Consider the following 25649-nt stretch of genomic DNA (forward strand, 5'->3'; position numbering starts at 1 on the left):
CATGCGCCCGCGGGGCGGATACCGCGCACGACGGCTGCCACGCACCGTGACGCCGTCCCGGCCCGCGCACCCAGTGGCGCCGCCCCGTCTCCAGCGGGGCGGCGCCTCTCCCCCTCCCGCCTTCCGTCACCCGGCCTGGAGCCCTCATGTTCCGCACCCCCGCGCCACTGCGGCGCACCATGCTTCCGGTGCTCGTCTGTCTCGCCCTCACCGGCTGCTCCTCGGGCGGCGCGGACGCCCCGTCAGCCTCCCGGGAGGGCGGCGGCCTTCCGTACACCGCCACAACCCCGGGAGCGGCCGGCTCCGCCGGGAACGCGTCGGCTTCCGCGCATACGGACGGCCCCGGAAGGCCGGGCTCCGTCGCGCCGCGCCCCACCCACCTGAGCATCCCTTCGATCGGCGTGAACAGTGCCGTGATGCGGCTCGGACTGAACCCGGACGGCACCGTGGAGGTACCGCCCGCCGAGAAGGGCATGACCGTCGGCTGGTACACCGGCAACCCCGCCCCGGGCGAGCGCGGCGCCGCCGTTCTGATCGGCCACAACGACACCCGCTTCGGAAAGGCCGTCTTCCACGACCTGAGGAAGATCGCCGAGGGCGCGGACATCGCGATCCGCAACGACCGCGGCGCCGAACTCCACTTCCGGGTCACCGGCACCGAGACCGTGAGCAAGAAGGCATTCCCTACGGGGAAGGTCTACGGCGCCACCGACGAGCGCGCCCTGCGCCTCATCACCTGCGACGGCGCCTTCGACGCCGAGGGCCACCCCGTGGACAACCTCATCGTGTACGCCACCAGAAGCTGACGGCGACCGCGACCGCCTCCCCCGGCTCGTCGCCGACGGCCCGCGCCGCCGTGTCCCGGCCCACCGGGCGTGCGCGATCGGGGTGCCTACTGACCACGGATCCGGCGGCCTGCCTCCGTGCCGGGGTAGAGGATCGCGTCGGCGACCCGCCCGCCGGAGTCCTTGACGCCGCCGCTGAAGTTGAGGCGCCCCGAGGCACCCGACTTCGCTGCCACGCCGTCCCAGTAGCGGGCCTCGCGCTCCCACCGGATGCCGGAAAGGAGCCGGTGCAGTTCGTCGGCGCCCAGCGCGTTCACAGGGTCCGCCCACGGCGCGGTGTGGTGCACGGCGATGCCGAGCCCCGCGAGCACGGCCGGTGCGGTGAGGGCGCTGCGCGAGACGAAGTGCTCGCTGCGGTCGGCGATCAGGCGGGCCAGCAGCGGCACGATGCTCCGCTCGACCTGCTCGGCGCTCGTCCCTACGGGCAGCTCGTCCTCGTGGACGGTCTCCGCCGAGCGGGACAGTCCGCCGCGCCCGTAGATCGCTGTGATCACGAGAGCCCTGAGCGCGGACAGGGTGATGACCTCGGTGTCGGTCTTCCCCACCTGTCGCTTGCTGGCGTTGACGAACTTGGTGAACGGTACGAGCCTGCCGTCGACGTCGATCTTGACCGCGTCGGCGACGCGATGCGCGAGGCGGGTGGCGAAGTCCCGCTGGTCCATGGACATGGCCAGGTTCTTCGCGACGGCGACGCCCTGGACATTGCGGTCGTAGAAGATCTGCCGCGCATCGGCCACGGTCAGGTCCACGTACAGCTCGAACGGTACGCGCACCTGGGCGAGTTCGGTGTAGGTGAGCCCGTATCGCTCGGGTTCGTCGTACAGCTCGTGCCATGCGGTCGTCTGCGTCTCACCGTCGATGGCCACCACCGACGTGCCGGGTGTGATGGTCAGGGTCCGCAGCCCGGTGCCGGGCAGCAGCTCGTCGCTGAGCGCGGCGAGCGGTCCGGCGTGCCAGAAGGTGATCGGCGGGGTGGACCAGCCGGCACCCAGCTCACCCTTCACACCGTCGGCGATGTACTCGGCGTACGAGCCGACGTTCTTCCCCTTCTGTGTGGACTTCAGTGCCCGCTGCACCAGCGACCGCAGTTCGGCGTGGCGTCGTACGGCGCCGGACGCGGCCTTGAGCGTCTTCGCGTCTTCCTCGCGGCGGGGCGACGGCACGAGCTGGACGAGCGTCGGCACGGACATGGTGCCGATCACGGCGTCCGCACGGAACGGCATGACGGTGAGCTGGGTGCCCTCGACGACGGCGGTCGGCATGGTGATGCGCACGGCTGTTCCCCCCAAGGGATCGAAATGAGCCAGAGGTGAGCTGCCCGGACGGCGACTGCCGCCCGGAAGCGACGCCAGATAAGCATCACCGTGAAAGCACTGTCAAACGCCTTGACGGATTTGACGATCGGTGTAGGTTGCTAACAGCTCACTATCGAGAGGCCAGGACTCCCGCCATGCCCCAGCCATCCGCACAGGTGACAGCCGCCGAGATCTCACGCATCGCGGGAGTCACGCGCGCCACCGTCAGCAACTGGCGCCGTCGGCACGACGATTTCCCGGCCCCGTCCGGGGGCAACGAGAGCAGCCCGCTGTACGACCTGCCGGCTGTACGGGCCTGGCTGGACGCACGAGGCCACACGGCGGCGGTCAGCTCACTGGAGGAGCTGCGCACCGCGTTGCGCTTGCTCCCGCAGGGCAGCCGCATGGCCGGCCGACTCCTCCCTCTCGTTCTCGCCACCGCCCGTCACACGCCGGACGAGCTGACAGCGCTGGCCGGTCTGCCGGACGCAGACCTCGTCGCCCACGCGGACGACGCGACAACGCATCTCGCGGACACGGTTCCGGCGACGGAATCCGTACGCTTCTCGGGTGGTGACGCTGCGGCGCTGCGAGCACTGGCCCTGTGCGTACGCGACGAGGGCGGCGAGGCCACGCTGAGCGTGCTGGCGGAACGAGAGCTGGAGGAAAGCGCGGCCAGCGGCACCTACCGGACCCCCGCCCCGCTCACCGATCTCGTGGCCCGGCTCGTCCCCGGCCCGATCACCCGCGTCCTCGACCCGGCCTGCGGCAGCGGCACACTGCTCGCAGCGGCTGCCCGGCGCGGCGCGACGGAGCTGTACGGCCAGGACAGCGTTCCGGTGCAGGCCCAGCGGAGCGCGGTGAGCCTGATGCTGGCCGCACCGGATGCGGCGGTCCTGGTACGTACCGGCGACAGCCTGCGCTCCGACGCGTTCCCGCAGCTAACCGCCGACGCCGTACTATGCAATCCGCCCTACGGCGACCGGGACTGGGGTCACGACGAGCTGGCCTACGACCCGCGCTGGGCCTACGGGGTGCCGCCGCGCGCCGAGTCCGAGCTGGCCTGGGTGCAGCACGCGCTCGCGCACCTGGTGCCGGGCGGCTACGCCGTCCTGATCCTTCCGCCGGCCACCGCATCGCGCGCCTCCGGGCGCCGCGTACGGATGGAGTGTGTACGCAGCGGTGCGCTGCGGGCAGTGATCGCGCTGCCGCCCGGAGCGGCGGCCCCGCTGCACGTGGGGCTCCAGATCTGGGTCCTGCAACGGCCGGATCCGAACGGCCCGGAACGGAAGTCCGTGCTGTTCGTCGACACGTCCGAGGCGCCGGGCCCGTGGCGGGCCGGGGACACCGCCGGGACCGGTTCACGCGGGGGCGGGCCCCGCTCGGGCACACGCGGTGGCAGCCGCGCCGCACTGGACTGGCCAGGGCTGACGGACCGGGTACTCACCGCGTGGGCAGCGTTCACGGATGCCCCGGACGAGTTCACCGACGAGCCCGCCATCGCACGCGCCGTCCCGGTCGTCGACCTCATCGGTGACGTTGTCGACCTCTCCCCCGCCCGGTACGTACGCGTCTCGCGCACCGACATCGAACCCGCGGAGCTCGCCCGGGAGGCGGACGACAGCCGTCGCCGTCTCATCGCCTCCGCCAAGTCCCTCGGCCGGGCTGCGGGCCACACTGGCTGGCAGGCGGCCGGGCCGGCGGTACGCGAGTGGCGCACCGCGACGGCGTCCGACCTGGCACGAGGCGGCGCGCTCACGCTGCTGCGTACGGCACCCGAGGCGAAGGAGCCGAGGACCCCGCAAGGCGCGACCGCTGCGCCGATGGCCGCCGCCGTCCTGACGGGCGCGGACATCGCGCGCGGCACTGGCCCGACCGGTGACCCGTCCGAGCTGCGCGCGGGCTCCGCCCCGGTGATCGCTGCGGGCGATGTGCTCGTACGGTCGGTCGCGGGCGGCAGCGGGCCGATGGCCCGGGTGGCGGGCGAGCCGGACGAGGGGGCACTGCTCGGCCCGCAAGTCCACCTCTTCCGACCCGACCCCGCGCGGCTCGACCCGTGGTTCCTCGCGGGCTTCCTCGGCGCGGAGGAGAACATCGCCGGAGCGTCGACGGGCAGCACGGTCCTACACGTCAGCCCGGGGCGGCTACGCGTACCGCTGCTGCCGTTGGAGGAGCAGCGCAGGTACGGGGAGGCGTTCCGCCGCGTCGACGAACTGAGGGCGGAGGCGCGGCGCGCGACGGCGCTGGCCGAGCAGACGGCGCGACTGTTGGCGGGCGGGCTGACGGGAGGCGGGCTGGTCCCGTCGTCGTCCGCTCATACATCGTGCGCTCATACATCGTCCGCTCATGCCTCTGTCGATTCGGCCTGAACGACACCACGGCCTTCACGCATCCATCACACTTGTCCGAACCCGCTCCGGTTGGGGTGGGCGGGTCCGAAAGGAAACCGGGGAATCCCTTGAACAGCAGCAAGCACACGGAGTTGGCGAACCACGCCTGGTCCGTAGCCGACCTTCTGCGCGGCGATTACAAGCAGTCGGATTACGGAAAGGTCATCCTTCCGTTCACGGTGCTGCGCCGCCTGGAGTGCGTCCTGGAGCCGACGCGCGAGAAGGTCGCCGAGACGGCCGCCCGCTTCGAGGGCGAGGACATCGACACGGACCACTTCCTGCGCCGCGCATCGGGCCACTCCTTCTACAACAAGAGCGACCTGACCCTGAAGAAGATCGTCGGCGACCCGCAGGGCGCGGCGGCGAACCTTCAGCGGTACGTCGGTTCCTTCTCGGACAACGCCCGCGAGGTCCTGGAGAAGTACGAGTTCAACCAGCAGGTCAGAAAGCTCGACGGTGCGAACCTGCTCTACCAGGTCATGGGCAAGTTCACCGACCTGGACCTGCGTCCCGAGGTCGTGCCCAACCACAACATGGGTTACATCTTCGAGGAGCTGATCCGTCGCTTCTCCGAGCAGTCGAACGAGACCGCGGGTGAGCACTTCACCCCGCGCGAAGTCATCAAGCTGATGGTCAACCTGCTGATCGCCCCGGACGGCGACGCGCTGAGCGTGCCCGGCGTCGTCCGCACGGTCATGGACCCGGCCTGCGGCACGGGCGGCATGCTCAGCGCGGCCGAGGAACACATCAAGGCCCTGAACCCGGACGCCACGGTGGAGGTGTACGGGCAGGAGCTCAACCCGGAGTCGTGGGCGATCTGCCGGTCCGACCTGATGATCAAGGAGCAGGACCCGGAGAACATCGCCTTCGGCAACTCATTCTCCGACGACGGCCACGCGCGGGAGAAGTTCGACTACCTGCTGGCGAACCCGCCGTTCGGCGTGGAGTGGAAGAAGGTCAAGGAGGACGTCGAGTACGAGTACAAGAACCTCGGCGACTCCGGCCGCTTCGGCGCGGGCCTGCCCCGCATCAACGACGGCTCTCTCCTCTTCCTCCAGCACATGATCTCGAAGATGAAGCCGGTGGATGTGAATGGCGGGGGCGGCTCGCGTATCGCCATCGTCTTCAACGGTTCGCCGCTGTTCACGGGCGCGGCCGGCTCGGGGGAGTCGGAGATCCGCCGCTGGATCCTGGAGAACGACTGGCTGGAGGCGATCGTCGCGCTGCCGGACCAGCTCTTCTACAACACGGGGATCTCTACTTACTTCTGGATCCTGACCAACCGGAAGGACGCCCAGCACAAGGGCAAGGTCGTGCTGCTGGACGCGCGCGACCAGTGGGTGAAGATGCGCAAGTCGCTGGGCGACAAGCGCAAGGAGTTGGGTGACGGGACGGGTGGCAAGCCGAACCACATCGCCGACATCACCCGCTTGTACGGGGACGCGGTGGCAGCGGCGGCGGACGCGGAACACCCGCTGCACGGCAAGGTGAAGGTGTTCGACAACTCGGCGTTCGGCTACCAGCGGATCACGGTGGAACGGCCGCTGAAGCTGCGCTTCGAGCTGACGGAGGAGACGCTGGCCGCGCTGCTCGCATCGAAGCCGGTGCAGAAGTGGGCGGAGGAGCGCTTCCTGCCGCGTGAGCCGGAGTTGGCGGCCAAGGCGAAGGCTCGCCGGAAGCTCACGGAGGAGGAAGAGACTCTGTTCCGGAAGCTGGCGGAGTCCGAGACGCAGGTGCTCGGGGATGCGTTGAGCCCGCTGCTGGGCTCGGAGTGGGCAACCAAGTCCGAGGCTCAGGTGGCGGTACGGAACGCGATGGCGGAAGCCGGGGTACAGGGCCCGACCGGTGCGCCGTTCACGAAGGCGTTGCGGGATGCGGTAGGGGTTCGGGATCCAGAGGGTGAAGTCCAGACCGTCAAGGGTTCGTCGGAACCGGACAGTGAGCTGCGGGACTACGAGAACGTGCCGCTGGGCGAGGACGTGGAGGAGTACCTGAAGCGGGAGGTTCACCCGCACGTGCCGGACGCGTGGATCGACCACACGAAGACGAAGGTGGGCTACGAGATCCCGTTCACGCGGCACTTCTACGTGTACGAGCCGCCGCGGCCGTTGGCGGAGATCGACGCGGAGCTGAAGGCGCTTGAGGCAGAGATTCAGGCGCTGCTTGGAGAGGTGACAGAATGAACTGGCCTGTTCTACCGCTGAAACGATTGGTTGATCCCGCCAGGCCGATTACGTACGGGATCGTCCAGGCTGGCCCTGACACACCTGGCGGTGTCCCTTACATCCGACCGGCTGACATGACTGCTGGGTCCGGCGTCCCGGACCGGTCGAAACTCTTGCGTACCTCACCGGAGATCGCGACCTCGTATCGCCGGTCCACGGTAATTGCGGGCGACCTGGTTGTATCCATCGGCCCGTCGTACGGGAAGGTGATGGTAGTCCCCGGAGAACTGGCAGGGGCCAACCTTACCCAGGGAACCGCGCGCGTAGCCGCCGCAGTGGGAACCGATGTGCGTTTCCTCTACTGGGCCCTTCAGACGACTATCGCCCGCCAGTTCTGGGACTCCAGCGTCGGCGGTGCAACGTTCCGCGCCTTGAATCTTGAGCCCCTGGGTCGAACCCCCGTCGCTCTCGTTCCACTTGAGGACCAGCGTCGCATCGCCTACTTCCTCGACGCGGAGACTGATCGTGTCGACGCCCTTGCCACCAAACGCGGCGAACAGATCCGACTGTTGCACGAACGGCGCGTGGCGTGCCTCGCGGCCTGTGTCTCGTCGCACGGACCGGACTCGTACAGGCATCCGCTGACAGGAAACATCTCCTACCAGTGGCCGGTAGTACAGCTACGCCGTGTACTGCCAGCCGTGAACGTTGGTGTTGTTATCAACCCGTCGACCTACTTCGAGGAAACCGGGGTTCCGTTCATCCACGGATTCAACGTCCGATCAGGATGGATCAATCCCCAAGGCATGAAGTTCATGTCCGAGGAAAGCAACGAAGAGCTGCACCGTTCGCGACTACACGCCGGAGATGTGTTGGTGGTGCGTGCTGGTGCCCCCGGCCGGTCGGCCGTCGTGACGGATGAATACGATGGGGCTAACTGCGCATCGGTCCTTATTCTCCGCAGAAGTCAGCAGCTGCTCCCCGAGTTCCTGTCCGCTTTCATCAATTCTCCGGCGGGACGCGGTCAGGTGCGGATCGCACAGTACGGCGCGGCGCAGGAAGTAATCAGTGCTGCCCAGACTCTCTCGTTCCAGATTCCAGTCCCTGATCTGACCGAACAGCGCCGCCGGGTCACTCACCTAAAGCGGAAGCTGGCCGCTCTGGACCACATGAGCCAGAAGCTTGAGCGCCAAAGTGATCTGCTCACCGAACGCCGCCAGGCCCTCATCACCGCCGCCGTAACCGGCCAGTTCGACGTCTCCACCGCCAGCGGTCGCAACGTAACGGACGGAGTCCACCCGTGAGCCCCATCCACAACGAGTCCGCCTTCGGGGACGCCATCGTCGCCGCGATGACCGAGCGCGGCTGGCGCGAGGCGCAGCCCGAGGACTACCAGGCCGATCTCGGCCTGGACACCAACGAACTGTTCGCCTTCCTCGGCAAAACTCAGATCAACGAGTGGAACGAACTGCTCGCCGTCTACGGCAACAACGTCAACGACGCCCAACACGGCTTCGCCCGGCGCCTGGACAAGGCCATCAGCGAGGACGGCCTGCTCAACGTCCTCCGCAACGGCGTCAAGGACCGGGGCGTCCGCCTCCGCGTCGCCTACTTCAAGCCAAACCTCGTCGCCGATGACTCCGTCCTCGATGGCTACCGCGCCAATCGCCTCACCGTCGTACGTGAACTCTCCTACGCCACCAAGCAGGCCGACTGGAACAACCGCCTCGACCTGACCCTGTTCCTCAACGGAATCCCGGTCGCCACCGCCGAGTTGAAGAACCCGCTCACCCGGCAGGGCGTCGAGGAGGCCAAGGAGCAGTACCGAACCGAACGCGACCCCACCGAGCTGATCTTCACGCGCCGTGTCGTCGCGAACTTCGCTGTGGACCCGGACCTCGTGTTCGTAGCGACACAGCTCCGGGGCAAGAACACCCGGTTCCTTCCCTTCAACACCGGCTCCAACGGCGCCGGCCAGCCCGGCGGCGCGGGCAACCCCACCCCGACCGCGTACGGCACGTACGCCACCTCCTACCTGTGGGAACAGGTCTGGGCACGCGACAACTGGCTCGACCTGCTCCATCGGTTCGTACACCAGCAGAAGACCAAGACGCCCGGCGGCGGCACCACCAAGTCGACGATCTTCCCGCGCTTCCACCAGTGGGACGTCGTGAAGAAGCTGACCGCGCACGCCGCGACTTACGGCGTCGGCCAGAACTACCTCGTCATGGCATCGGCCGGTTCCGGGAAGTCGAACACGATCGGTTGGCTTGCCCACCGCCTCAGTGACCTCCACGCGGACACCGATCCGCGCGTACTCGACCCGGAAGCCGTGAAGAAAGGCCGCCTCAAGCCTGGCGCACCCGTCTTCGACAAGGTCATCGTCATCACCGATCGCCGCAACCTGGACGCCCAACTTCGGGAAACCGTCGGCAGCTTCTCGCAGACCGAGGGCCTGGTCGTGAAGGTCGACGAGAAGCACGGGGCGAAGAGCGAGCAACTCGCCCGCGCGCTGTCCCGTGACACCGGCAAGATCGTCACGGTCACCCTGCACTCGTTCCCGGCGCTCATCGATTACATCGAGCGGAACCCGACGGAGATAAAGGGCACCAGCTTCGCGATCGTCATCGACGAGGCCCATTCCTCGCAGTCGGGCGACGCGTCCACCGCCGTGAAGGCCGCCCTGCGTGACCTCGGCCTGGACTCCGACTCCGAGGACCAGGGCGCGAGCGCCGTCACCGTCTACGAGAAGCTGAAGAAGAAGGCCGTGGAACGCTCACAGGCCGCGAACCTCTCCTACTTCGCCTTCACCGCCACTCCGAAGGCCAAGACGCTCGAACTCTTCGGCACGGAACACACCGTCGACGGCAAGGACGTCTACCGCCCCTTCCACACGTACTCCATGCGCCAGGCCATCGAGGAGGGCTTCATCCTCGATCCGTTGCGCAACTACGTCACGTACAACACGTACTGGAAGCTGGTGAACCAGAATCCGGACGAGCGCGAGGTGGACCCGTCCAAGGCCAACAGCCTGCTCGCCCGGTACGCGCTGACCCACGAGCACACCGTCTCCCAGCACGCAACAGTGATCGTCGAGCACTTCCTCGCGCACTCCCGTGGCCGGCTCGGCGGGCGTGCCAAGTCCATGGTGGTGACGGCCTCGCGGCAGTCCGCCGTACAGATGGCACGGGCGATCAAGAGTTACATCAAGGACCGGGAGTACGACACCAAGTACCCGGACCTTGGCGTCCTGGTCGCCTTCTCCGGCTCGCTCACCATCGACGACGAGGAGACCACGGAGCCCAAGGAGAACGGCGGGATCGCCGAGAGTGCGCTGCCGAAGGCGTTCGCGTACACCCGTGCCGACGACAAGGCCGTTGCGGCCGGTGGGCGCGGACAGCAGGAGTACAAGATCCTGGTGGTCGCGGAAAAATACCAGACCGGCTTCGACCAGCCGCTCCTGACGACCATGTACGTCAACAAGACGCTGACCGGCATCGCCGCCGTGCAGACACTCTCCCGGCTCAACCGCACCGCGGATCGCAAGTCGCAGGCCGACCTCGCGGTCCTGGACTTCGCCAACGACGCCCAGGACATTCAGGACGCCTTCCGCCCGTACTTCGAGGAGGCGATGACTCTCCCCTCCGACCCGAACCTGCTCTACACCGCGCAGAGCCGCGTGATGTCGGCGCCGATCATCTCCGAGCCGGAGATGGACGAGTTCGCCGCCGCCTACTTCGCCGCGAAGGAGAAGGCGGCCGGCTCGCAGGCCAAGTGGGAGAAGCTGCACGCCGAGCTGTACCGGTTGCTGTCCCCTGCCGTCGCCCGGTTCACGCCCCTCCTTGAGAGCGAGGAGAACGACGACGTCGAGACCGCCGAGGACTTCCGCGCCGCCCTCAACGACTACGTTCGCAAGTACGGGTTCCTCGCCCAGATCGTGCCCTACCGGGACGCCGAGCTGGAACGGCTGCACCTCTACGGCCGCTACCTCCTCAACCGGCTTCCGCGCCGCGCCGACGGCGGCGTCGACATAGGCGAGATCGACCTCAGCCATCTGCGGGTGGAGAAGTCCGGCGAGCACGACAAGTCGCTCACCGCCGAAGGCCCGGCAGAACTCAAGGGCTTCGGGGAGGGCGCGGGCGGCGCTGCGGAGGCCGAGAAGTCGCTGCTGTCGGAGCTGATCGAGAAGTTCAACGCCAAGTTCGGCACCGACTTCACCGAGGACGACGTCAGGCGGCCGTTCGATGAGACGACAGCCGACGGCAAGGTGCGAGCAGCGGCCGTCGTCAACGACGAGGAAAACTTCGGCAAGGTCTTCGACAAGGTCTTCGCCGACAAGATGGCCGACCACATCGACACGATCGCCGGCATGGGACGGCAGTACTTCGGGCCCGACAAGGGGTTCAAGTCCAGCCTGGACCGCAGCATGCGCCGGGCGGCCTGGCGGATGATCCGCCGCGAGGAGGGCGTGGACGAGTAGTCCCGCCACACACGGGAGGGTCCCGCCGTGACGCCTGTACGGCGCGCGACGGGACCCTCCTGGTGTTGTGTGCCTCAGCCGACGACGAGGCCGATGAATCCGGCCCACGCGCCTGGACCAACAGTCAGCATGGGGCCACTGAGCTGCTTCGAGTCACGGATGTGGACATGGGTGGCGGCGGCAGCAACCTCTACGCACTCGCCGCCATCCCCAGTGCTGTATCTGCTCTTGCGCCAGGCAACCTCTACGCACTGGCCGCCTTCAGCCCCGCTGTAGCTGCTCTTGAACCAAGCCAGCTCCCGCATGGCAGGAGCATCGGTGGTGTTCATAGATCTCCCAGCAACTTCTCGATGAATCCCAGAGTCTCTCGCGGAGTGAGAGCCTGACTCCGGATGATCCCATAGCGTGCTGCGGCCAACCGTGTCTCGTCCCGATCAGTCAGCAGATTGCTGCGCCCCTGACCTTCCAGGTAAACGAACTGCTCTCCGCCCTTACGCGTGATGACTGTGAAGGGGCCGTCCACCCCCGCGTTATCGTCGCGATCGAGTGGCATTGCTTGAATCTCTACGTTGCGGTTCTGGCCGAACAGCAGGAGTTGTTCAAGCTGCCCTCGTAGGACGTCCCTGCCGCCGAGCGGCCTTCGAAGGACTGGCTCCTCCATCACAAAACTCAACAAAGGAGCAGGCCAGCGGCTGAAGATCTCTTGCCGCGCCAGACGTGCAGCTACTCGCAGCTCGATGGTTTCCTCGTCCAGCAGCGGGCGCCGCATGGCGAGCACCGCACGCATGTACTCCTCGGTCTGCAACAGGCCATTGACCATGTGGGTGTCGTACGCGCACAACTCCACCGCCTCCGCTTCCAGCCGCGCCGCATCCCGAAAGAACGCCGGGTACTGCGCCCGAGCGACCTCCTTCTTCAGCGTCAGCAGCAAGCCCCCGGCCTCCAGAACTGCATCCGCCTTGTCGATGAATGCCGGCTGCGGAATCCGCCGCCCCTGCTCGAACGACGCGACGGACTGCGCCGCGTAGCCCACCCGATTCCCGAACTCCGCCCGGTCCAGCCCGGCCCGCATCCGTAGCAGCTTCAACTGCTGCCCAAACGCGGTCATCACTCCCGAACCCGGTTCACGCTCCGGCCGCTGCCCGAACTCGGAGCCGCCATCCGTCCCCGAACCCGCACCCGTCTCGTCCTGCGTCATCGCCACCGCCTGTCCCACGTACGTACAAGCCGGACGCACGCCACGTACAGCCAGCCCGCGACGGCGCGTCACCCCTAGTCACGCTACGCCACCAATCGGCAACGTGGAGCCATGACCAGCAATCCGCCACTCCCCGTTCGCCCCACTCGCACCACCCAACCCCGTTTCCCTTGGCACCACTTCTCGATGCGCTTCAGCTCCACCCCGCGCGGCGCCCGTCTCGCCCGGCGCCTGGCCGGCGAGCGACTCGACGCCTGGGGCATCCCGTACGGCAGCGACACGCACGACACCGTGACGCTGATCGTCGCGGAGCTGAGCGCGAACGCCGTGAGCCACGGCCACGTGCCCGGCCGCGACTTCCGCCTCCGCCTGTCCGCCGAGGGAACGGCCCTACGCGTGGAGGTCACCGACACCCGCGGCGAGAGGCTCCCCGCCCTCGCCGAACCCTCGGACGACCTGGACGGAGACGGAGGCCGCGGCCTGCTCCTGGTCGCCGCCCTTACGGACCGCTGGGGCTGGTACCCCTGCGCCGACGGCCCCGGCAAGACGGTCTGGGCCGTGTGCGCCGTGGAGGCTCAATCACCATAGGTCAGCAGCTCCAGCAGGCCGTCGCGAGCATCGAGCAGGCTGCCTCGGCTCCCGGGCACTTGCGCTCCAGCCTCTTACCGACGGAGCAAAACTGTCGTGACTGGAAAGAGGCCCCCCGGACACCTCCGCGCCGCCGCCGCTGGACTGAAGATCGCCCCACAGGGACACTGGCCCTTCACCACGTCGAAAGCCGGTGCGACAGCGCACACCGGCCAGCGCACGCACGGGGGCAATGTGCCGCAGCAGCAGCCGATCGCCGGTCGGTACGAGCTTCTGGAGCCGCTCGACAACGGCGGCATGGGGGACGTGTGGCGCGGCTACGACGCCGTGCTCGACCGGCCCGTCGCCGTGAAGTTGATTCGGCAGCAGGCCGTCGTCGGCTCTCCGCTACTGGCGGAGGAGTTCGCCAAGCGCTTCCGCCGTGAGGCCCGCATCACCGCACGGATCCAGCACCCGGGCGTGCCGCAGGTGTATGACGCGGTGCTCGACGACACGTACGAGCGGCTGTTCCTGGTCATGGAGCTGGTGGACGGGGTGTCGCTGTCCGCGTACATCCACCCGGAGCGGCTGCTTCCGGTCAGTTGGGCGGTGGCGGTGGCGGCGCAGGTCGCCACCGTGCTGTCGTACGCGCACGAGGTCCCGGTGATCCACCGCGACCTCAAGCCCGGCAACGTCCTGGTCGCCCGCGACGGGACGGTGAAGGTCCTCGACTTCGGGATCGCGGCCATCCTGCGGACCGATGTCACCAAGCTGACCGCGACCGGCAGCCCCATCGGTACCTATCAGTACATGGCGCCCGAGCAGGTCCGCGGCGGGCGGACCACTCCGCAGACCGACCTGTACGCGCTGGGCTGTGTGCTGCACGAACTGCTCAGCGGACGCCTGCTGTTCACGGCGGACAGCGAGTACATGGTGATGCATCAGCACGTCAACGCCGCCCCCACCCCGCTGCGGGTGCTGCGCCCGGAGGTGCCGCAGGAGCTGGAGGACCTCGTCCTGCATCTGCTGCTCAAGGCGCCGGAGGCGCGGCCGGCCGACGTGCAGGAGGTGTACGAGCGGCTGCGGCCGTTCCTGCCGCCGCCCGGCGTGAAGCCCGCGCCCGGGGAGGCTGGACCGGCGGGGGCGCCGGACCCGACGGGGATCTTCCGCAACCCGTACGCGCCGCGCGCCCGTGCGGGGGTGGCCCGGTCCGCGCCCGCGGCAGTCGATCCGAACGACGGGCAGGCCGCGCCCGTTCCCGTACTCGCGCAGTTGCGTGCGGAGATCGACGAGGCGTACGCGCACTCCGACGCGCTCCTGGACGAGGAGCGGTTCGCGCAGGCCGCCGAGGTACTCGCGGAGATCATCGAACCGGCCGCACGCGCGCTCGGCGCGGAGAGCCGGAAGGTCCTGGAGCTACGGACCCGCCGGGCCGCGATCCAGTTGCTCGGCGGGGACTACCGGGCGGCTCTGCCCGAGTTCGATGCCCTGGCGGACGCGTACGCGCGCACCGGCGGCCCCACCGGCGAGTCGGCGCGCGCCTGTCGCGCCCAGGCCGCGCGCTGCCGCGCCGAGCTCGGCCAGGTCACCGACGCGCTCGCCGCGCTGCGCGGTCTCCTCGACATCGTACGGACCGTCGACAGCGACCTCAGCGAGGAAGCCGTCGAGCTGCGCCGCGACATCGGGATGCTGCTGCTCGCCCAGGGCCAGGCGGCCGAGGCTCATCGGGTTCTCCGCCCCCTGTACGACGACCTGTGTCTGGTCTTCGGGCCCGACGACGAGATGACCACAGAGGTCGGCGAGGCGTTGGCGCTGATCGGCCTCGACCTCGACGGGCCGACCACCTGACGCCTGCCGCCACGCCACCCTTCAGTTCGCTTTCCCGGAGAGTCCGCCCATGCCCCACCTCGCGTTCGACATCGGTTTCTGCGCCCAGCTCGGCAAGCTTCAGGGCAGCGTGAAGCAGGGGGTGTTCGACGCCTGGGAGAAGTTCGAACGCCTCACCCTGGACGAGCTGTTCAAGGATCCCGGGCTGAAGCTGGAGAGCTTGAAGCGCGCGCGTGATCCTCATATCCGGACCATCCGGATCGACCAGGGGACGCGCGGTGTCGTCCTCGCACCCGGCAGCGGTGACACGTACGTACTGCTCCGCGTCATGCCGCACGACAAGGCGATCGACTGGGCCATCAAGCAGAAAGCCAGCATCAATGCCGTCACCCGGGCCGTCGAGATCCGCGACATCGCGATGCTCGACGAGCTCACCCCCGCGTACGAGCGCATCGCTCCCGCTCCCGACCGGCGGTTGTTCGCGAAGGTGTCCGACGGGGACCTGACGGCGCTCGGCATCGACGAAACCACCCTGCGCCAGGCGCGTGCCCTCACCGACCTCGAACAACTGGAGGTCTTCGCACCGTACTTCCCGCAGGACCAGCGAGAAGTACTCGAATACCTCGCCGCGGGCTTCACCGTGGAGGAGGTGTGGCGGGACGTGGTGTCCGTCAGCCTCTCCGCCAGGCCGGCCGACGACGCACCCGTGGACACCGGCGACTTCGCGACCGCCATCCGCCGCACCCGTACCCGGATCGCGCTCGTCACCGGCACCGAGGAACTGCGTGACATCCTCGACAAGCCGTTCGCGGCCTGGCGGGTCTTTCTGCACCCCTCCCAGCACAAGGTCGCCTACCGGGCCTCGTACTCCGGGCCCGCGCAGGTCACCGGCGGACCGGGAACCGGAAAGACCGTCGTGGCGCTGCACCGGGTGCGCCATCTGCTGGGGCATCTGCGTGACGGCGACCGCATCCTGCTGACCACGTACACCAATGCGCTGGTGGGGGCTCTGCGGGCCGGGCTCGCCACACTGGTGGAGGACGAGACGCTGCGTGACCGGGTGGACATCATGACCGTCGACGCGTTCGCGGGCCGCGTCGTGTCCACCGCGCGGCGGCCTCTGCGGGGCGGCGAGGAGGAGACGCGGTGGGCGCAGGCCGCGAAGGTCACCGGGTTCACCGGCACCGCGCAGTTCCTCGCGCAGGAGTACAAGCACGTCGTCCTCGCGCAGAATCTGCGGACCCTGAAGGAGTACGAGGGCTGCGAGCGGCGCGGACGCGGCAGCGCGCTGCCCGCCTCGGCCCGCGCGCTGGTGTGGCGCACGATCGAAGAGTTCACCGGGCGGCTCACCGCCGACGGGCTCCGCACCTACCTCGGCACCTGCGCACAGGCCGCGGATCTGTTGGAGGCCGGTGGTCCGCGATACCGGCACGTGGTCGTCGACGAGGCGCAGGATCTGCACCCCGCGCAGTGGCGGCTGTTGCGTGCGGCGGCCCCGGCCCGCCCTGACGACCTGTTCATCGCGGGCGACCCGCATCAGCGCATCTACGACTCGAAGGTGTCGCTGAAGGCCGTCGGGATCAAGGTGGTCGGCCGGTCGGCGAAGATGCGCAAGAACTACCGGTCCACGCACGAGATCCTCTCCTGGTCCACCGCGCTGCTCGTCGGCAGGCCCTTCGAGCAGTTGGCGGACGACGCGGCGAACGAGACTCTGCTGGGCTACCGCTCGGCCCTGCACGGCAAAGGGCCCGAGGCGCGCGGGGCGGACTCGGAGGAAGCCGAGCTGGACGCGCTCGTCGCCCGCGTCCGTGGCTGGCTGGACAGCGGGATCGCTCCGGGTGAGATCGGGGTGAGCGCCCGGTTCAAGAAGAACTGCGACAAGGCGGGGCAACGGCTCAAGGCCGCGGGCATCCCTGCCACACGTCTGCGGGGCGATGCGCCTTCCGACGCGGACGCCGTACAGGTCGGCACGATGCACTCCTTCAAAGGGCTGGAGTTCCGGTGCGTGGCGGTCATCGGTGTGAGCGACGGTGCGCTGCCGTACCCGCGTGCGGTGACCCCGGCCGACATCGACCGGCTCCAGCACGAGTCGGACCTGCTGGCGGAACGCTGCCTGCTGTTCGTCGCGTGCACGCGGGCCCGGGACGGGCTGCATGTGTCGTGGTCGGGCAAGCCGAGCGAGTTCCTGGTGGAGGCCGGGGTGTGTCAGGCTCCGTAGGGCGTGTTCCGAACGTAGCGTCGCCCGCCCGAAGGGCGGGGCCAGCGGCGTCCGGTGCGGTGCATCGCGAGGCGGAGGGGATCGTCCGTTTCAGCGTGCTCGCCGACCGCGGCCGACTGCTGCATCCGGCACGGTTGTGGCACGTGATGACGCGGGTCAGGCCGCGTATCCACGCGCGGCTCGCTCTCACGTAGGGATCGGGCGGGATGCGGCACCGGTGAGGGGGCCCGACCCGGCGCGTCCCGACGTTGATCGCCGGAACGGCCGCTCCGGAGATGCGTGCGGGGGGCCGCCCGGTCACGCTGGCGTCATGCCGGAGCAACGCAGCACCCGTACCAGTACACCCTCCGAAGGCGCGCGTGCCCGCGGGTCCTCAGCGGACGCCGGTCGGGGAACGGTCACGCAGGTGGGACCCGAGGAGGCCGCCCGCAGCGCCTACGCATGGTTGGACAGCTCCATCGTCCACCTCATCGAGGGCGTGTGCGCCGTGCGGCGCACCGAGCACGGCTGGTGCGTTGCCGTCGATGTGCTGGAGGTGCCCCGCATCCCCGACACGACCAGTCTGCTCGCCACGTACGAGGTGGAACTCGACGAAACCGGCCGGCCTGCCGAGTACCGCAGGATCCGCCGCTACCAGAGAGGCGCTGCCGACGGCTGACGGGCCCTGCTCCGCCCACACCCACCGGAAGCCTCCCGAGAGGACCACCTGACCATGGCCACGACCACCACCTACTCCAGCAGCGAGGTCGTCTGCGTACCGCGAGCCGGGACGCTGTACGACACGCTCGAACTCATCCTGGACCGCGGCATGGTCATCGACGTCTTCGTCCGGGTCTCCCTGGTCGGCATCGAGATCCTGAAGATAGACGCGCGCGTCGTGGTGGCCAGTGTGGACACCTATCTGAGGTTCGCCGAGGCATGCAACAGGCTGGATCTGGAGGCGACCTCGCGCAGCACCACCATCCCCGAGATGTTCGGCGCGACGGCGGCCAAGAGCATAGGCAAGCGCAAGGTCGAGAAGACCGTCGGGGCGGTAGGCGAGAAGCTGCGCGACATCGTGGGCGGTTCCGAGGAGGACGACGAGGAGCAGGAAGAGTACGAACCGGAGACGCGGCCACGGCGCCGCACCGCCCCGGCGGGATCCGAGAAGCCACGCCGCAGGCGGGAGAGTGAGCGATGACCGCGGGCGGGCCCTATGTCTACGGCATCGTGAAGGCCGGCCACCCCCTGCCGGCGGACTTGCGCGGGGTGGGCACGCCGGCGGCGGCCCTGGAGTTGCTGTCCGTGGGCGCGACCGCGGCCGTGGTCAGTGCCGCCCCGGCCCGGTTGCGTGCGCGACGGCGTGATCTGCTGGCCCATCAGGAAGTGCTGCTCGCGCTGGCCCTTGACGGGCCGGTGCTGCCGATGCGCTTCGGAATGCTGGCTCCGGACGCCGAGACGGTCCATGAGCAGCTGAAGGCCGGTCGCGAGCGGTATCCGCGCGTGCTCGAGCGGCTGGCGGACCGCGTGGAGATGAATGTCAAGGCGCTGTCCGCCACCGGTGCGCTCGCAGCGCTGGTCGCCGATGAGCCCCACATCCGTCAGTTGCGCGAGGCCGCACAGCGCCGCCCGGGGTACGAGGCGAACGTGCGCCTGGGCGAGGCGGTGGTCCACACCCTGGCGCGTCGCGCGGCCGACGCCGCTCAGCAGGTGGTGCCGGAGCTGTTGGCGCTGGCTGTCGCCCGCTCGCCGGGGCCGCAGGCGGCCGGAACCGTGCTGAACATGTCGTTTCTTGTCGACCGGCAGGACACCGCGGCCTTCCAGCAGACCGTCCACCGCCTGTCCGCCGAGTACCAGGACCGGGTCGAGCTGCGTGTGGCCGGGCCGCTGCCCTGCTACAGCTTCACCGAGCTCGAGCCCGAGCCCAGCGGCAGGGCCGTTGCCGTGGCGCGGACGGGGAGCTGACATGGGGTTGCTCACCGCACTGCTCACCGCGCCTCTGGCCCCCGTGAGGGGTGTGGTCTGGGTCGCCGACCAGCTTGCCGAGGCCGCCGATCGCGAGGTGAACGATCCAGCAGTGGTCCGCGCCCGACTCGCCGCTCTGAACCAGGCTCTGGAGGACGGCGAGATCGACCTGGCCGAATTCGAGCGGGAAGAGGAACGGCTGCTCGATCGGCTGGAAGCGAGAACCGAACCCGAGGCGGGCCCATGACCGACATCGACTACCGGCGAGCGGGCCCGCTCCCGGGCCCCACCACCAGCAACCTCGCCGACATCCTGGAGCGAGTGCTGGACAAGGGCATCGTCATCGCCGGCGACATCAAGATCGACCTTCTGGACATCGAGCTGCTCACCATCCGGCTTCGTTTGTTCGTCGCTTCCGTCGACACCGCGAAGAAGGCGGGCATCGACTGGTGGGAGACCGATCCGGCGCTCTCATCCCGCGCCGCACACAGCGAGCTGATGGAGGAGAACCGGCGACTGCGTGAGCAGCTCGCGGCACCCCGGTCCTCGCAGGGTGCCGGGCTGCCGGGTGACGGCACGACCGCGCCCGAAGCATACGAAGGCGAGCCGGAGGACCGGCTGAGCGAACGGACCCGACGGACCGAGGAGCGACCGGTGTCATGACGCAGCCCGTTCCCGCAGTGCCGCCTGCCACAGCGGCGACCTATGTCTTCGCCGTCTGCCGCCAAGTGGACGACGACGTCCTCTCCCGGTTGCCGGGGATCTCCGCCGCCCCCGTGCGGGCGCTGCCTTTCGAGCGGTTGCGCGCCGTCGTACAGGAGGTCCCCGCGGCCGAGGCCGACCACCAGTCCTGGACCGAGCGACTGTCCGACCCCGATGAGCTGGAGCGGTGCGTCCGCGCCCACCACCAGGTCGTGACGGCGGTCGCGGCCGGCGGGCCTGTTGTGCCGATGACGCTGGCCACTCTCTTCAGCAGCGAGGATCGCGCCCGGCAGATGCTGGGCGCCGATGCGGCCCGGTTCCACGCTGTGTTGGACCGCGTCGGCGGGCGAGTCGAGTGGGGCGTCAAGGTGTACGTGCCCTCGGCGTCCGCGGCGACTGAGGCGGACCGCGCCGCCGTCCCCGTTCGCGTACCGGCCGGCCCGCCGGCGTCCGGGGCCGGACGTGCCTATCTGGAGCGGGTACGAGGTACACACAGGGCAAGGGAGGCAAACTGGCGCGCCGCGCTGCTCGCCGCTGAGGAGATCGACGCGGCGCTGCGAGGTGTGGCGGTGGCGGCACGCCGACTCCGGCTCCAGGAACCGCAGTTGGCCGATCGCCGCCGTGCCCAGGTCCTCAACGGCGCCTACCTGGTGGAGAAGGGGCAGACGGCGCCCTTCACCGAGGCGGTGGCCACGCTGCGGCGGCGCACCGGCGTACTGATCGAGTTGTCCGGGCCGTGGGTGCCCTACTCCTTCGCGGGGGAGGACCGGGCCCATGGAGATCGTTGAGGCCGTGCCGTGGCAGGAGCCCGAGCCGCTTGAAGGGCCGATCGGCGTAGCGCTGGTGGATCTGCTGGACCGGGTGCTGGCCACGGGCGTGGTAATCAGCGGGGATGTGGTGATCGGCATTGCGGACGTGCCCCTGGTACGACTGTCGCTGCACGCCCTGCTGTCCTCGGTGAGCGAACGGGTACCCGCTCCCTGGGCCGACTCGGGGCCACTGTGACGGGCCCCCGGCTCGATGTGGGCCCCGACACTGTCGGACGCGATCTGGTGGCCTTGGTACTGACCGTCGTCGAACTAATCCGGCAACTGATGGAGCGGCAGGCGATCCGCCGGGTGGAGCAAGGCGACCTGAACGACGAGCAGGTCGAGCGGATCGGGGTGACGCTGATGATGCTGGAGCGGCGGATGACCGAGCTGTGCGACGAGCACGGGCTGCGGCCGGAGGATCTCAATCTGGATCTCGGGCCGCTGGGAACCCTGCTACCGCGCGACTGACCGTCTGCGGCGGGCCCGGACGACGTCGCCGCCATCGCCCCGGACGTCCAGCGCCGTCCCACGGTCGTCGCGAAGGTCGCGTCCACTGACAAGGTGAAGGTCGTCGAAGCGCTGACGCGGGACGAGAGCGCCGCGACCGAGGTGACGACGGGGCTACTGCGCCGCCCGGACGTCGCGTTCAAGGACCTGGCTCTGGCCAGACGGGCCTTTCGAAACACGCCCTAGGCGGGAGGACCCGGGCGGGGGCGTTGCAACGCCAGGGCCGCCAGCGCCGCCGGAGCGCCCTTCGGTCCGCGGATGCCCGGGAAGGCGTTGACGTCGACGACGACGGGCGCCCCCTCGCGGTCCAGCAGGTCGACACCGTAGACGTCCAGGCCGAAGACCTCGCCCGTGTGGAGGGCTGTTTCGGTCCAGGCCCGCGGCAGGTCACGGACCAGTGGCACGGGCAGGGCGCCGTCCGGCGGGGCGCCCACGGGTGCGGGGCGTATCCCCGCGAAGACCTCTCCCGCGATCACCCACAGCTTGTGGTCCCAGCCGCTGTTCGCGACGAACTCCTGCAGGACGACGGGCTCTTCGGGCCACTTCGCGGCAAGCTCCCGTAGCGCGGCCGGGCCGTCCACGCGAGCGACAAGATCTGCGCGTCGGTTGTGGCGGCTCTTCACCATGAGTGGATAGTGGCTCTCCGGCCGCTCCGCTCCGGGGAGGGCTTCGGACAGCTTTTCCAGGGTCCTGGTCCGGGGCATCGGCAGACCGGCGGCGTCGGCCACGGCGGCGATCCGGCTCCGGTCCTGGCACAGCTCCGTCGCAGCGGCGGAGTTCACCACCCGGGCGCCGTGTGCTTCGAGGAAACGGGCGAGTTCCAGTGCCCGGGCGTTATGGGCCTTGAGGAGGTAGACGTCCGCGAGATCGTCCGGGGCCACCAGGTGTGACGGGGATCCGGTCCCGGTGTCCGGGTTCAGGAACGTCACCTGGTGCTCCGCCTCGATCAATGCGCAAGAGACCGCGGCAAGCAGCGGGTGATCCGGTTTGTCGGTCAGCAGACAGACCTTCATGTCCGGGCGGCTCCCGGGACAGCCGCCAGCATGTCCGCTTCGGGATGCGGGTGAGGCTGTCCGCCGAGGGTCTGCGACCGGGAGGGAATGCGCGGAGCCGGGGCGATTACGCCGGTCCTGGCGCCGCCGCCCGCCCTGGCCAGGTCCAGGACGGCTCCGGCCAACCGGGATACGGAGTCGGGGACTTGACGGAAGCTCGGGAAGTCATTGATGTCGACGACCACGGGGCCGTCGGGGCCGAGCACCACGTCGATGCCGTACAGATCGAGGCCGAAGACCGCTCCCACTTGCGCCGCCACTGCGGCCACCTCGGCGGGCAAGGGGACGGCTCCCTCCTCGACCTGCCCGTCCGGGTGGATCGGGGAGCGTCGCAAGGTCGCGTGGAACTCGCCGGCGAGACAGTAGACCTTCAGGTCGGAGCCCGGATTGGGCACGTAGGGCTGTGCGATCAGCTGCCCCTCCCCCGCATGCTCCGCCTCCGCCAGGCGCCCGGGGTCCGGCACGAGCCGCACCCCCCGCCCCGAGCTGCCGTCGGCGGGCTTGACCACCAGGGGGAAGAGCTCGTCGGGGACATCCGCGAACAGCGTGGCCCTGGGTGCCGAATAGGTCACCGGAACCGGTAGCCCGTGCTGCCGCGCGATGACCGACGTGAAGACCTTGTCGCGCACCGCGCGGATCGACCGCGCATCGTTCACCGTGGTCAGGCCCACGGCCGCCGCGGCCTCCAGAAGGGTGAGCCCGGGGCCGCCGGACACGGTCTTGAGCACCCAGGCGTCATGGGTCCCCGCCCGCACCTCCTCCGAAATCCGCAACAGTGAGCCGCCGGGGCGCACCACGTCCACCTGATGTCCCCACGACGACAGTCGTCGGGCCACGTCAAGCGGCATGCCGTCATTCCGGTACAGCTCTTCGACGAGGAAGCAGAGCTTCATCCCAATACCCCTCGGTGCCCCCATGGTTGATGCGGGCACAACGATGCCTTGCGGTGCTCTTCCGAACACCGCCAAAAGGGCAACGCTACGTCATGCTCGCCCCAAAGCAACGTCAGCCGGGTGTTACTGATGATGCGTTCTCTCCTACAGACAGGTCTTCGTCGGGCACAGCCACGGAGTGGATGGCCTTGCACCGGCCGAGTCCGCCATCGGGGCGCGGAGTACGGGAGCACGGAAGCAGGGGCCTGCCCCGGGGCGGACACCGTGACGAGCACGGGTCGAACAGCGGGTGCGCACGGGGCCCCGAGAGGGATGGCATGGGCGACGCCCGTCAGTACCGTCGACGGTTCACCGGGATCTCGCGGCTTGCGCCGGCGCATACACATGACGGGCGGCCCAGAAAGGGGCGCGGCCCATTTGCTGCCCAGTGGTCGTCGCGTCGAAGGCCGCGGTGATCACCGCGCAGACCCGACGCCCGCGCTTCGCGAGCCCGCCCGCCTTCGCCGGTACGCACGCGCCCTGAAGCACGACGGAACGGACCCGTGCGTCAGCGCGCCGGTGATCGAGATCCGCAGCGACATGTACATGCCGGGCCGGGCGGCCCGGCCGACCGCCTCGCAGGACGGCGCGCGCTGGCTCCGTAGTCACCGGTTTCTCCGCTGCGCCTTTGCATCGGGAAACGCCCTTTGCCTACCGACCCGTAACGTCTGGCACACCTCAGATGTGTTCCTGAGTGACGTGGGGCACTGCCAGAATCAAAAAATTCCCGGATGATGTGCATTTGAGCCGTGCCACGGTGACGACTCCCTGGCTGGCCACGGCCGGGACCGCCCACCTTCCCCTCACAAAGGCAAACCTCCTCCATGAGTGACCGCACCACTGCGGCCGATACGCTCGCCGCCGCCCCACCGGCGACGGGCTCCCCCCACCACGACGCCGGCGATGCCGGTTACAGCAAGGACCTCAAGTCCCGTCACATCAACATGATCGCCATCGGCGGCGCAATCGGCACCGGCCTGTTCCTGGGCGCGGGCGGGCGACTGGCCGGTGCGGGCCCCTCGCTCGCCGTCGCCTACGCGGTCTGCGGTGTCTTCGCCTTCTTCGTGGTCCGCGCGCTCGGCGAGCTGGTCCTGTATCGGCCGTCCTCCGGCGCCTTCGTCTCCTACGCCCGCGAGTTCATGGGCGAGAAGGGCGCCTTCGCGGCGGGCTGGCTGTACTTCCTGAACTGGTCGACCACCGCCGTCGCCGACATCACCGCGGCCGCCACCTACGCCCATTTCTGGGCGATGTTCAGCGACATCCCGCAGTGGGTCCTCGCGCTGATCGCCCTCGCCGTCGTCCTCACCGCCAACCTCATCTCTGTGAAGTACTTCGGTGAGATGGAGTTCTGGTTCGCGATCATCAAGGTCTCCGCCCTGGTGGCCTTCATGCTCATCGGCATCTTCCTGGTGGTCACCCAGCACCCGGTGGACGGTCACACCCCGGGCATCTCCACCATCACCGACAACGGCGGCATCTTCCCCACCGGCATGCTCCCGATGCTGATGATGATCCAGGGCGTCGTGTTCGCGTACGCCTCCGTCGAGCTGTGCGGCGTCGCCGCGGGCGAGACGGAGAACCCCGAGAAGATCATGCCCAGGGCGATCAACTCGATCATGTGGCGCGTCGGCCTCTTCTACGTCGGTTCGGTGGTGCTGCTGGCCCTCCTGCTGCCGTACACCTCGTACTCGGCGGGCCAGAGCCCCTTCGTCACCGTCATGGACAAGCTCGGCGTTCCGGGCGCGGCCGGTGTGATGAACCTGGTCGTGCTGACCGCGGCGCTTTCCAGCCTGAACTCCGGTCTGTACTCCACCGGGCGCATCCTGCGCTCCATGGCGCTGGCGGGCTCCGCGCCCAGGTTCACCGGCCGCATGAACAAGGGCCAGGTGCCCTACGGCGGCATCCTGCTCACCGCGGGTTTCGGTGTACTCGGCGTCGTGCTCAATTACGTCATGCCGGGCCAGGCGTTCGAGATCGTCCTCAACTTCGCGTCGATCGGCATCCTCGGCACCTGGGGCATGATCATGCTCTGCTCGCTGCTGTTCTGGCGCCGCTCGCAGGACGGCAGGGTTTCCCGCCCCTCGTACCGGCTGCCCTGGGCCCCGTACACGCAGATCGTCACGCTGGCGTTCCTCGCCGGTGTCGTGTTCCTGATGTGGTGGGGCGGCGGAGTGGGCCGTACGACCGTGCTGTGCCTGCCGCTGATCGCGGCGGCGCTGGTGGGTGGCTGGTTCGTGGTCCGTGGACGGGTGAACGATCTTGCGTGGGAGCGCCAGGACGCCTGACCTCGCTCGGCCTGCCGGCGGTCGGCTGCCTGTGCCGCCGTGCGCAGCCGCCGGTGCGTGGCGAGGTTGCGGTGGGCGGTGAAGCGGACGGATCTGTCGTGAAGGGGCGACATCGTGGCGCGCACGGGCCTGCGCGCGGGCGCCCGGGGCACGGAGGGGCCGGGTTGGGCGAGGGGGCCCGTCGGCGCTGTCGACGGTTCACCGGGATCCGCACCGTCTGCATCAGCGCGTACACGCAATGGGCCGCCTCCCGAGGGATGCGGCCCATCAGTCGTGCGGTCGCGCGGTGATCGCGCCAGAGCCCGCGAAGTCCACCGCGCGGACCAGTCGTCCGCGGTGCGCAACGACGCTCAAGGATTCCTGCCGTGCGGCCTGAGCGGGAAGCTCCGCCCGCCCCTCGGGGTGCTGTGAACAGCCCCGGGGACTTCGC

The 25649-nt window shown here is 69.1% G+C and carries 22 protein-coding genes and 1 pseudogene; 18 read left to right on the forward strand and 5 right to left on the reverse strand.

Annotated features, from left to right (window positions below; all coding sequences use genetic code 11):
* The first annotated feature begins 146 nt into the window (after positions 1 to 146).
* Positions 147 to 806, forward strand: a complete 660-nt coding sequence (locus ACGF2V_RS11575; protein ID WP_362706429.1) for a class F sortase — start codon at positions 147 to 149, stop codon at positions 804 to 806.
* Positions 807 to 892: 86 nt separating this feature from the next.
* On the opposite strand, the gene ACGF2V_RS11580 is transcribed toward ACGF2V_RS11575, so the two are convergent.
* Positions 893 to 2119 (reverse strand): DNA sulfur modification protein DndB, encoded by a 1227-nt coding sequence (locus ACGF2V_RS11580; RefSeq protein WP_362706432.1) that lies wholly within the window; start codon positions 2117 to 2119, stop codon positions 893 to 895.
* Between the two features lie 176 nt (positions 2120 to 2295).
* Between ACGF2V_RS11580 and ACGF2V_RS11585 the strand changes: the two genes are divergently transcribed.
* The 4 genes from ACGF2V_RS11585 (at position 2296) to ACGF2V_RS11600 (ending at position 11175) form a co-directional block, all read left to right on the forward strand.
* Positions 2296 to 4509 carry an N-6 DNA methylase gene (locus ACGF2V_RS11585; protein ID WP_362706434.1) on the forward strand — a complete coding sequence of 738 codons (2214 nt, stop codon included), beginning with the start codon at positions 2296 to 2298 and terminating at the stop codon, positions 4507 to 4509.
* A gap of 89 nt (positions 4510 to 4598) precedes the next feature.
* Complete coding sequence (locus ACGF2V_RS11590) at positions 4599 to 6713, forward strand: class I SAM-dependent DNA methyltransferase (protein WP_362706437.1); 2115 nt, start codon at positions 4599 to 4601, stop codon at positions 6711 to 6713.
* Complete coding sequence (locus ACGF2V_RS11595; protein WP_362706440.1) at positions 6710 to 7999, forward strand: restriction endonuclease subunit S; 1290 nt, start codon at positions 6710 to 6712, stop codon at positions 7997 to 7999. The genes ACGF2V_RS11590 and ACGF2V_RS11595 overlap by 4 nt, the downstream gene beginning before the upstream one ends.
* Entirely contained in the window at positions 7996 to 11175 is a 3180-nt protein-coding gene (locus ACGF2V_RS11600) for a type I restriction endonuclease (protein WP_362706442.1), read from the forward strand. The genes ACGF2V_RS11595 and ACGF2V_RS11600 overlap by 4 nt, the downstream gene beginning before the upstream one ends.
* A gap of 74 nt (positions 11176 to 11249) precedes the next feature.
* Here the strand turns inward: ACGF2V_RS11600 and ACGF2V_RS11605 are convergent, their stop codons facing one another.
* Together ACGF2V_RS11605 and ACGF2V_RS11610 are read right to left on the reverse strand one after the other, a co-directional pair.
* The gene (locus tag ACGF2V_RS11605; RefSeq protein WP_362706445.1) at positions 11250 to 11504 is read right to left on the reverse strand and encodes a DUF397 domain-containing protein; all 255 of its coding nucleotides are present in this window, start codon (positions 11502 to 11504) and stop codon (positions 11250 to 11252) included.
* On the reverse strand, positions 11501 to 12373 hold the full coding sequence (locus ACGF2V_RS11610) for a helix-turn-helix transcriptional regulator (RefSeq protein ID WP_362623450.1): 873 nt from the start codon (positions 12371 to 12373) through the stop codon (positions 11501 to 11503). The genes ACGF2V_RS11605 and ACGF2V_RS11610 overlap by 4 nt, the downstream gene beginning before the upstream one ends.
* Before the next feature lie 111 nt (positions 12374 to 12484).
* On the opposite strand from ACGF2V_RS11610, the gene ACGF2V_RS11615 reads away from it, so the two are divergent.
* The 12 genes and pseudogenes from ACGF2V_RS11615 to ACGF2V_RS11670 all read left to right on the forward strand — a co-directional run.
* Positions 12485 to 12961, forward strand: a complete 477-nt coding sequence (locus tag ACGF2V_RS11615; RefSeq protein ID WP_362706448.1) for an ATP-binding protein — start codon at positions 12485 to 12487, stop codon at positions 12959 to 12961.
* 234 nt (positions 12962 to 13195) lie between these two features.
* Positions 13196 to 14788 carry a protein kinase gene (locus ACGF2V_RS11620; protein ID WP_362706601.1) on the forward strand — a complete coding sequence of 531 codons (1593 nt, stop codon included), beginning with the start codon at positions 13196 to 13198 and terminating at the stop codon, positions 14786 to 14788.
* Between the two features lie 49 nt (positions 14789 to 14837).
* Entirely contained in the window at positions 14838 to 16985 is a 2148-nt protein-coding gene (locus ACGF2V_RS11625) for a UvrD-helicase domain-containing protein (protein WP_362706450.1), read from the forward strand.
* 310 nt (positions 16986 to 17295) lie between these two features.
* Positions 17296 to 17643, forward strand: coding sequence for a gas vesicle protein (locus tag ACGF2V_RS11630; protein WP_362623463.1), 348 nt, complete (start codon positions 17296 to 17298; stop codon positions 17641 to 17643).
* Positions 17644 to 17697: 54 nt separating this feature from the next.
* Complete coding sequence (gvpJ, locus tag ACGF2V_RS11635; protein WP_362623464.1) at positions 17698 to 18165, forward strand: gas vesicle protein GvpJ; 468 nt, start codon at positions 17698 to 17700, stop codon at positions 18163 to 18165.
* Positions 18162 to 18929: a GvpL/GvpF family gas vesicle protein gene (locus ACGF2V_RS11640; RefSeq protein WP_362706453.1), complete on the forward strand. Its 768-nt coding sequence runs from the start codon at positions 18162 to 18164 to the stop codon at positions 18927 to 18929. The genes gvpJ and ACGF2V_RS11640 overlap by 4 nt, the downstream gene beginning before the upstream one ends.
* Position 18930: 1 nt before the next feature.
* Positions 18931 to 19176, forward strand: a complete 246-nt coding sequence (locus ACGF2V_RS11645; RefSeq protein ID WP_362623468.1) for a gas vesicle protein GvpG — start codon at positions 18931 to 18933, stop codon at positions 19174 to 19176.
* Positions 19173 to 19592 carry a gas vesicle protein gene (locus tag ACGF2V_RS11650; RefSeq protein WP_362623469.1) on the forward strand — a complete coding sequence of 140 codons (420 nt, stop codon included), beginning with the start codon at positions 19173 to 19175 and terminating at the stop codon, positions 19590 to 19592. Before ACGF2V_RS11645 ends, ACGF2V_RS11650 begins: the two co-directional genes overlap by 4 nt.
* The gene (locus ACGF2V_RS11655) at positions 19589 to 20419 is read left to right on the forward strand and encodes a GvpL/GvpF family gas vesicle protein (RefSeq protein ID WP_362623471.1); all 831 of its coding nucleotides are present in this window, start codon (positions 19589 to 19591) and stop codon (positions 20417 to 20419) included. The genes ACGF2V_RS11650 and ACGF2V_RS11655 overlap by 4 nt, the downstream gene beginning before the upstream one ends.
* The gene (locus tag ACGF2V_RS11660; RefSeq protein WP_362623474.1) at positions 20406 to 20636 is read left to right on the forward strand and encodes a gas vesicle protein; all 231 of its coding nucleotides are present in this window, start codon (positions 20406 to 20408) and stop codon (positions 20634 to 20636) included. The genes ACGF2V_RS11655 and ACGF2V_RS11660 overlap by 14 nt, the downstream gene beginning before the upstream one ends.
* On the forward strand, positions 20633 to 20911 hold the full coding sequence (locus ACGF2V_RS11665) for a gas vesicle protein K (protein ID WP_362623477.1): 279 nt from the start codon (positions 20633 to 20635) through the stop codon (positions 20909 to 20911). The genes ACGF2V_RS11660 and ACGF2V_RS11665 overlap by 4 nt, the downstream gene beginning before the upstream one ends.
* A 30-nt stretch (positions 20912 to 20941) precedes the next feature.
* Positions 20942 to 21136, forward strand: a pseudogene (locus ACGF2V_RS11670) (DUF6192 family protein); the annotation flags it as partial.
* Here ACGF2V_RS11670 and ACGF2V_RS11675 read toward each other — a convergent pair.
* Together ACGF2V_RS11675 and ACGF2V_RS11680 are read right to left on the reverse strand one after the other, a co-directional pair.
* On the reverse strand, positions 21133 to 21963 hold the full coding sequence (locus tag ACGF2V_RS11675; RefSeq protein ID WP_362706456.1) for an alpha-L-glutamate ligase: 831 nt from the start codon (positions 21961 to 21963) through the stop codon (positions 21133 to 21135). The pseudogene ACGF2V_RS11670 and the gene ACGF2V_RS11675 overlap by 4 nt on opposite strands.
* Entirely contained in the window at positions 21960 to 22895 is a 936-nt protein-coding gene (locus ACGF2V_RS11680; protein WP_362706459.1) for an ATP-grasp domain-containing protein, read from the reverse strand. The genes ACGF2V_RS11675 and ACGF2V_RS11680 overlap by 4 nt, the downstream gene beginning before the upstream one ends.
* 863 nt (positions 22896 to 23758) lie before the next feature.
* Here ACGF2V_RS11680 and ACGF2V_RS11685 point away from each other — a divergent pair.
* Positions 23759 to 25219, forward strand: a complete 1461-nt coding sequence (locus tag ACGF2V_RS11685) for an amino acid permease (RefSeq protein WP_362706462.1) — start codon at positions 23759 to 23761, stop codon at positions 25217 to 25219.
* Positions 25220 to 25649: the final 430 nt, after the last annotated feature.

The organism is Streptomyces sp. NPDC047982 (assembly GCF_043204165.1).
Classification (GTDB): Bacteria; Actinomycetota; Actinomycetes; order Streptomycetales; family Streptomycetaceae; genus Streptomyces.

What these genes read in the sequence shown, in the direction of transcription:
- ACGF2V_RS11660 (WP_362623474.1), top strand. Translation starts at nt 20,406, where the DNA reads ATGGAGATCGTTGAGGCCGTGCCGTGGCAGGAGCCCGAGCCGCTTGAA.
- ACGF2V_RS11675 (WP_362706456.1), bottom strand. Translation starts at nt 21,963, where the DNA reads ATGAAGGTCTGTCTGCTGACCGACAAACCGGATCACCCGCTGCTTGCC.
- ACGF2V_RS11625 (WP_362706450.1), top strand. Translation starts at nt 14,838, where the DNA reads ATGCCCCACCTCGCGTTCGACATCGGTTTCTGCGCCCAGCTCGGCAAG.
- ACGF2V_RS11585 (WP_362706434.1), top strand. Translation starts at nt 2,296, where the DNA reads ATGCCCCAGCCATCCGCACAGGTGACAGCCGCCGAGATCTCACGCATC.
- ACGF2V_RS11610 (WP_362623450.1), bottom strand. Translation starts at nt 12,373, where the DNA reads ATGACGCAGGACGAGACGGGTGCGGGTTCGGGGACGGATGGCGGCTCC.
- ACGF2V_RS11645 (WP_362623468.1), top strand. Translation starts at nt 18,931, where the DNA reads ATGGGGTTGCTCACCGCACTGCTCACCGCGCCTCTGGCCCCCGTGAGG.
- ACGF2V_RS11605 (WP_362706445.1), bottom strand. Translation starts at nt 11,504, where the DNA reads ATGAACACCACCGATGCTCCTGCCATGCGGGAGCTGGCTTGGTTCAAG.
- ACGF2V_RS11630 (WP_362623463.1), top strand. Translation starts at nt 17,296, where the DNA reads ATGCCGGAGCAACGCAGCACCCGTACCAGTACACCCTCCGAAGGCGCG.
- gvpJ (WP_362623464.1), top strand. Translation starts at nt 17,698, where the DNA reads ATGGCCACGACCACCACCTACTCCAGCAGCGAGGTCGTCTGCGTACCG.
- ACGF2V_RS11655 (WP_362623471.1), top strand. Translation starts at nt 19,589, where the DNA reads ATGACGCAGCCCGTTCCCGCAGTGCCGCCTGCCACAGCGGCGACCTAT.
- ACGF2V_RS11615 (WP_362706448.1), top strand. Translation starts at nt 12,485, where the DNA reads ATGACCAGCAATCCGCCACTCCCCGTTCGCCCCACTCGCACCACCCAA.
- ACGF2V_RS11680 (WP_362706459.1), bottom strand. Translation starts at nt 22,895, where the DNA reads ATGAAGCTCTGCTTCCTCGTCGAAGAGCTGTACCGGAATGACGGCATG.
- ACGF2V_RS11595 (WP_362706440.1), top strand. Translation starts at nt 6,710, where the DNA reads ATGAACTGGCCTGTTCTACCGCTGAAACGATTGGTTGATCCCGCCAGG.
- ACGF2V_RS11640 (WP_362706453.1), top strand. Translation starts at nt 18,162, where the DNA reads ATGACCGCGGGCGGGCCCTATGTCTACGGCATCGTGAAGGCCGGCCAC.
- ACGF2V_RS11685 (WP_362706462.1), top strand. Translation starts at nt 23,759, where the DNA reads ATGAGTGACCGCACCACTGCGGCCGATACGCTCGCCGCCGCCCCACCG.
- ACGF2V_RS11575 (WP_362706429.1), top strand. Translation starts at nt 147, where the DNA reads ATGTTCCGCACCCCCGCGCCACTGCGGCGCACCATGCTTCCGGTGCTC.
- ACGF2V_RS11650 (WP_362623469.1), top strand. Translation starts at nt 19,173, where the DNA reads ATGACCGACATCGACTACCGGCGAGCGGGCCCGCTCCCGGGCCCCACC.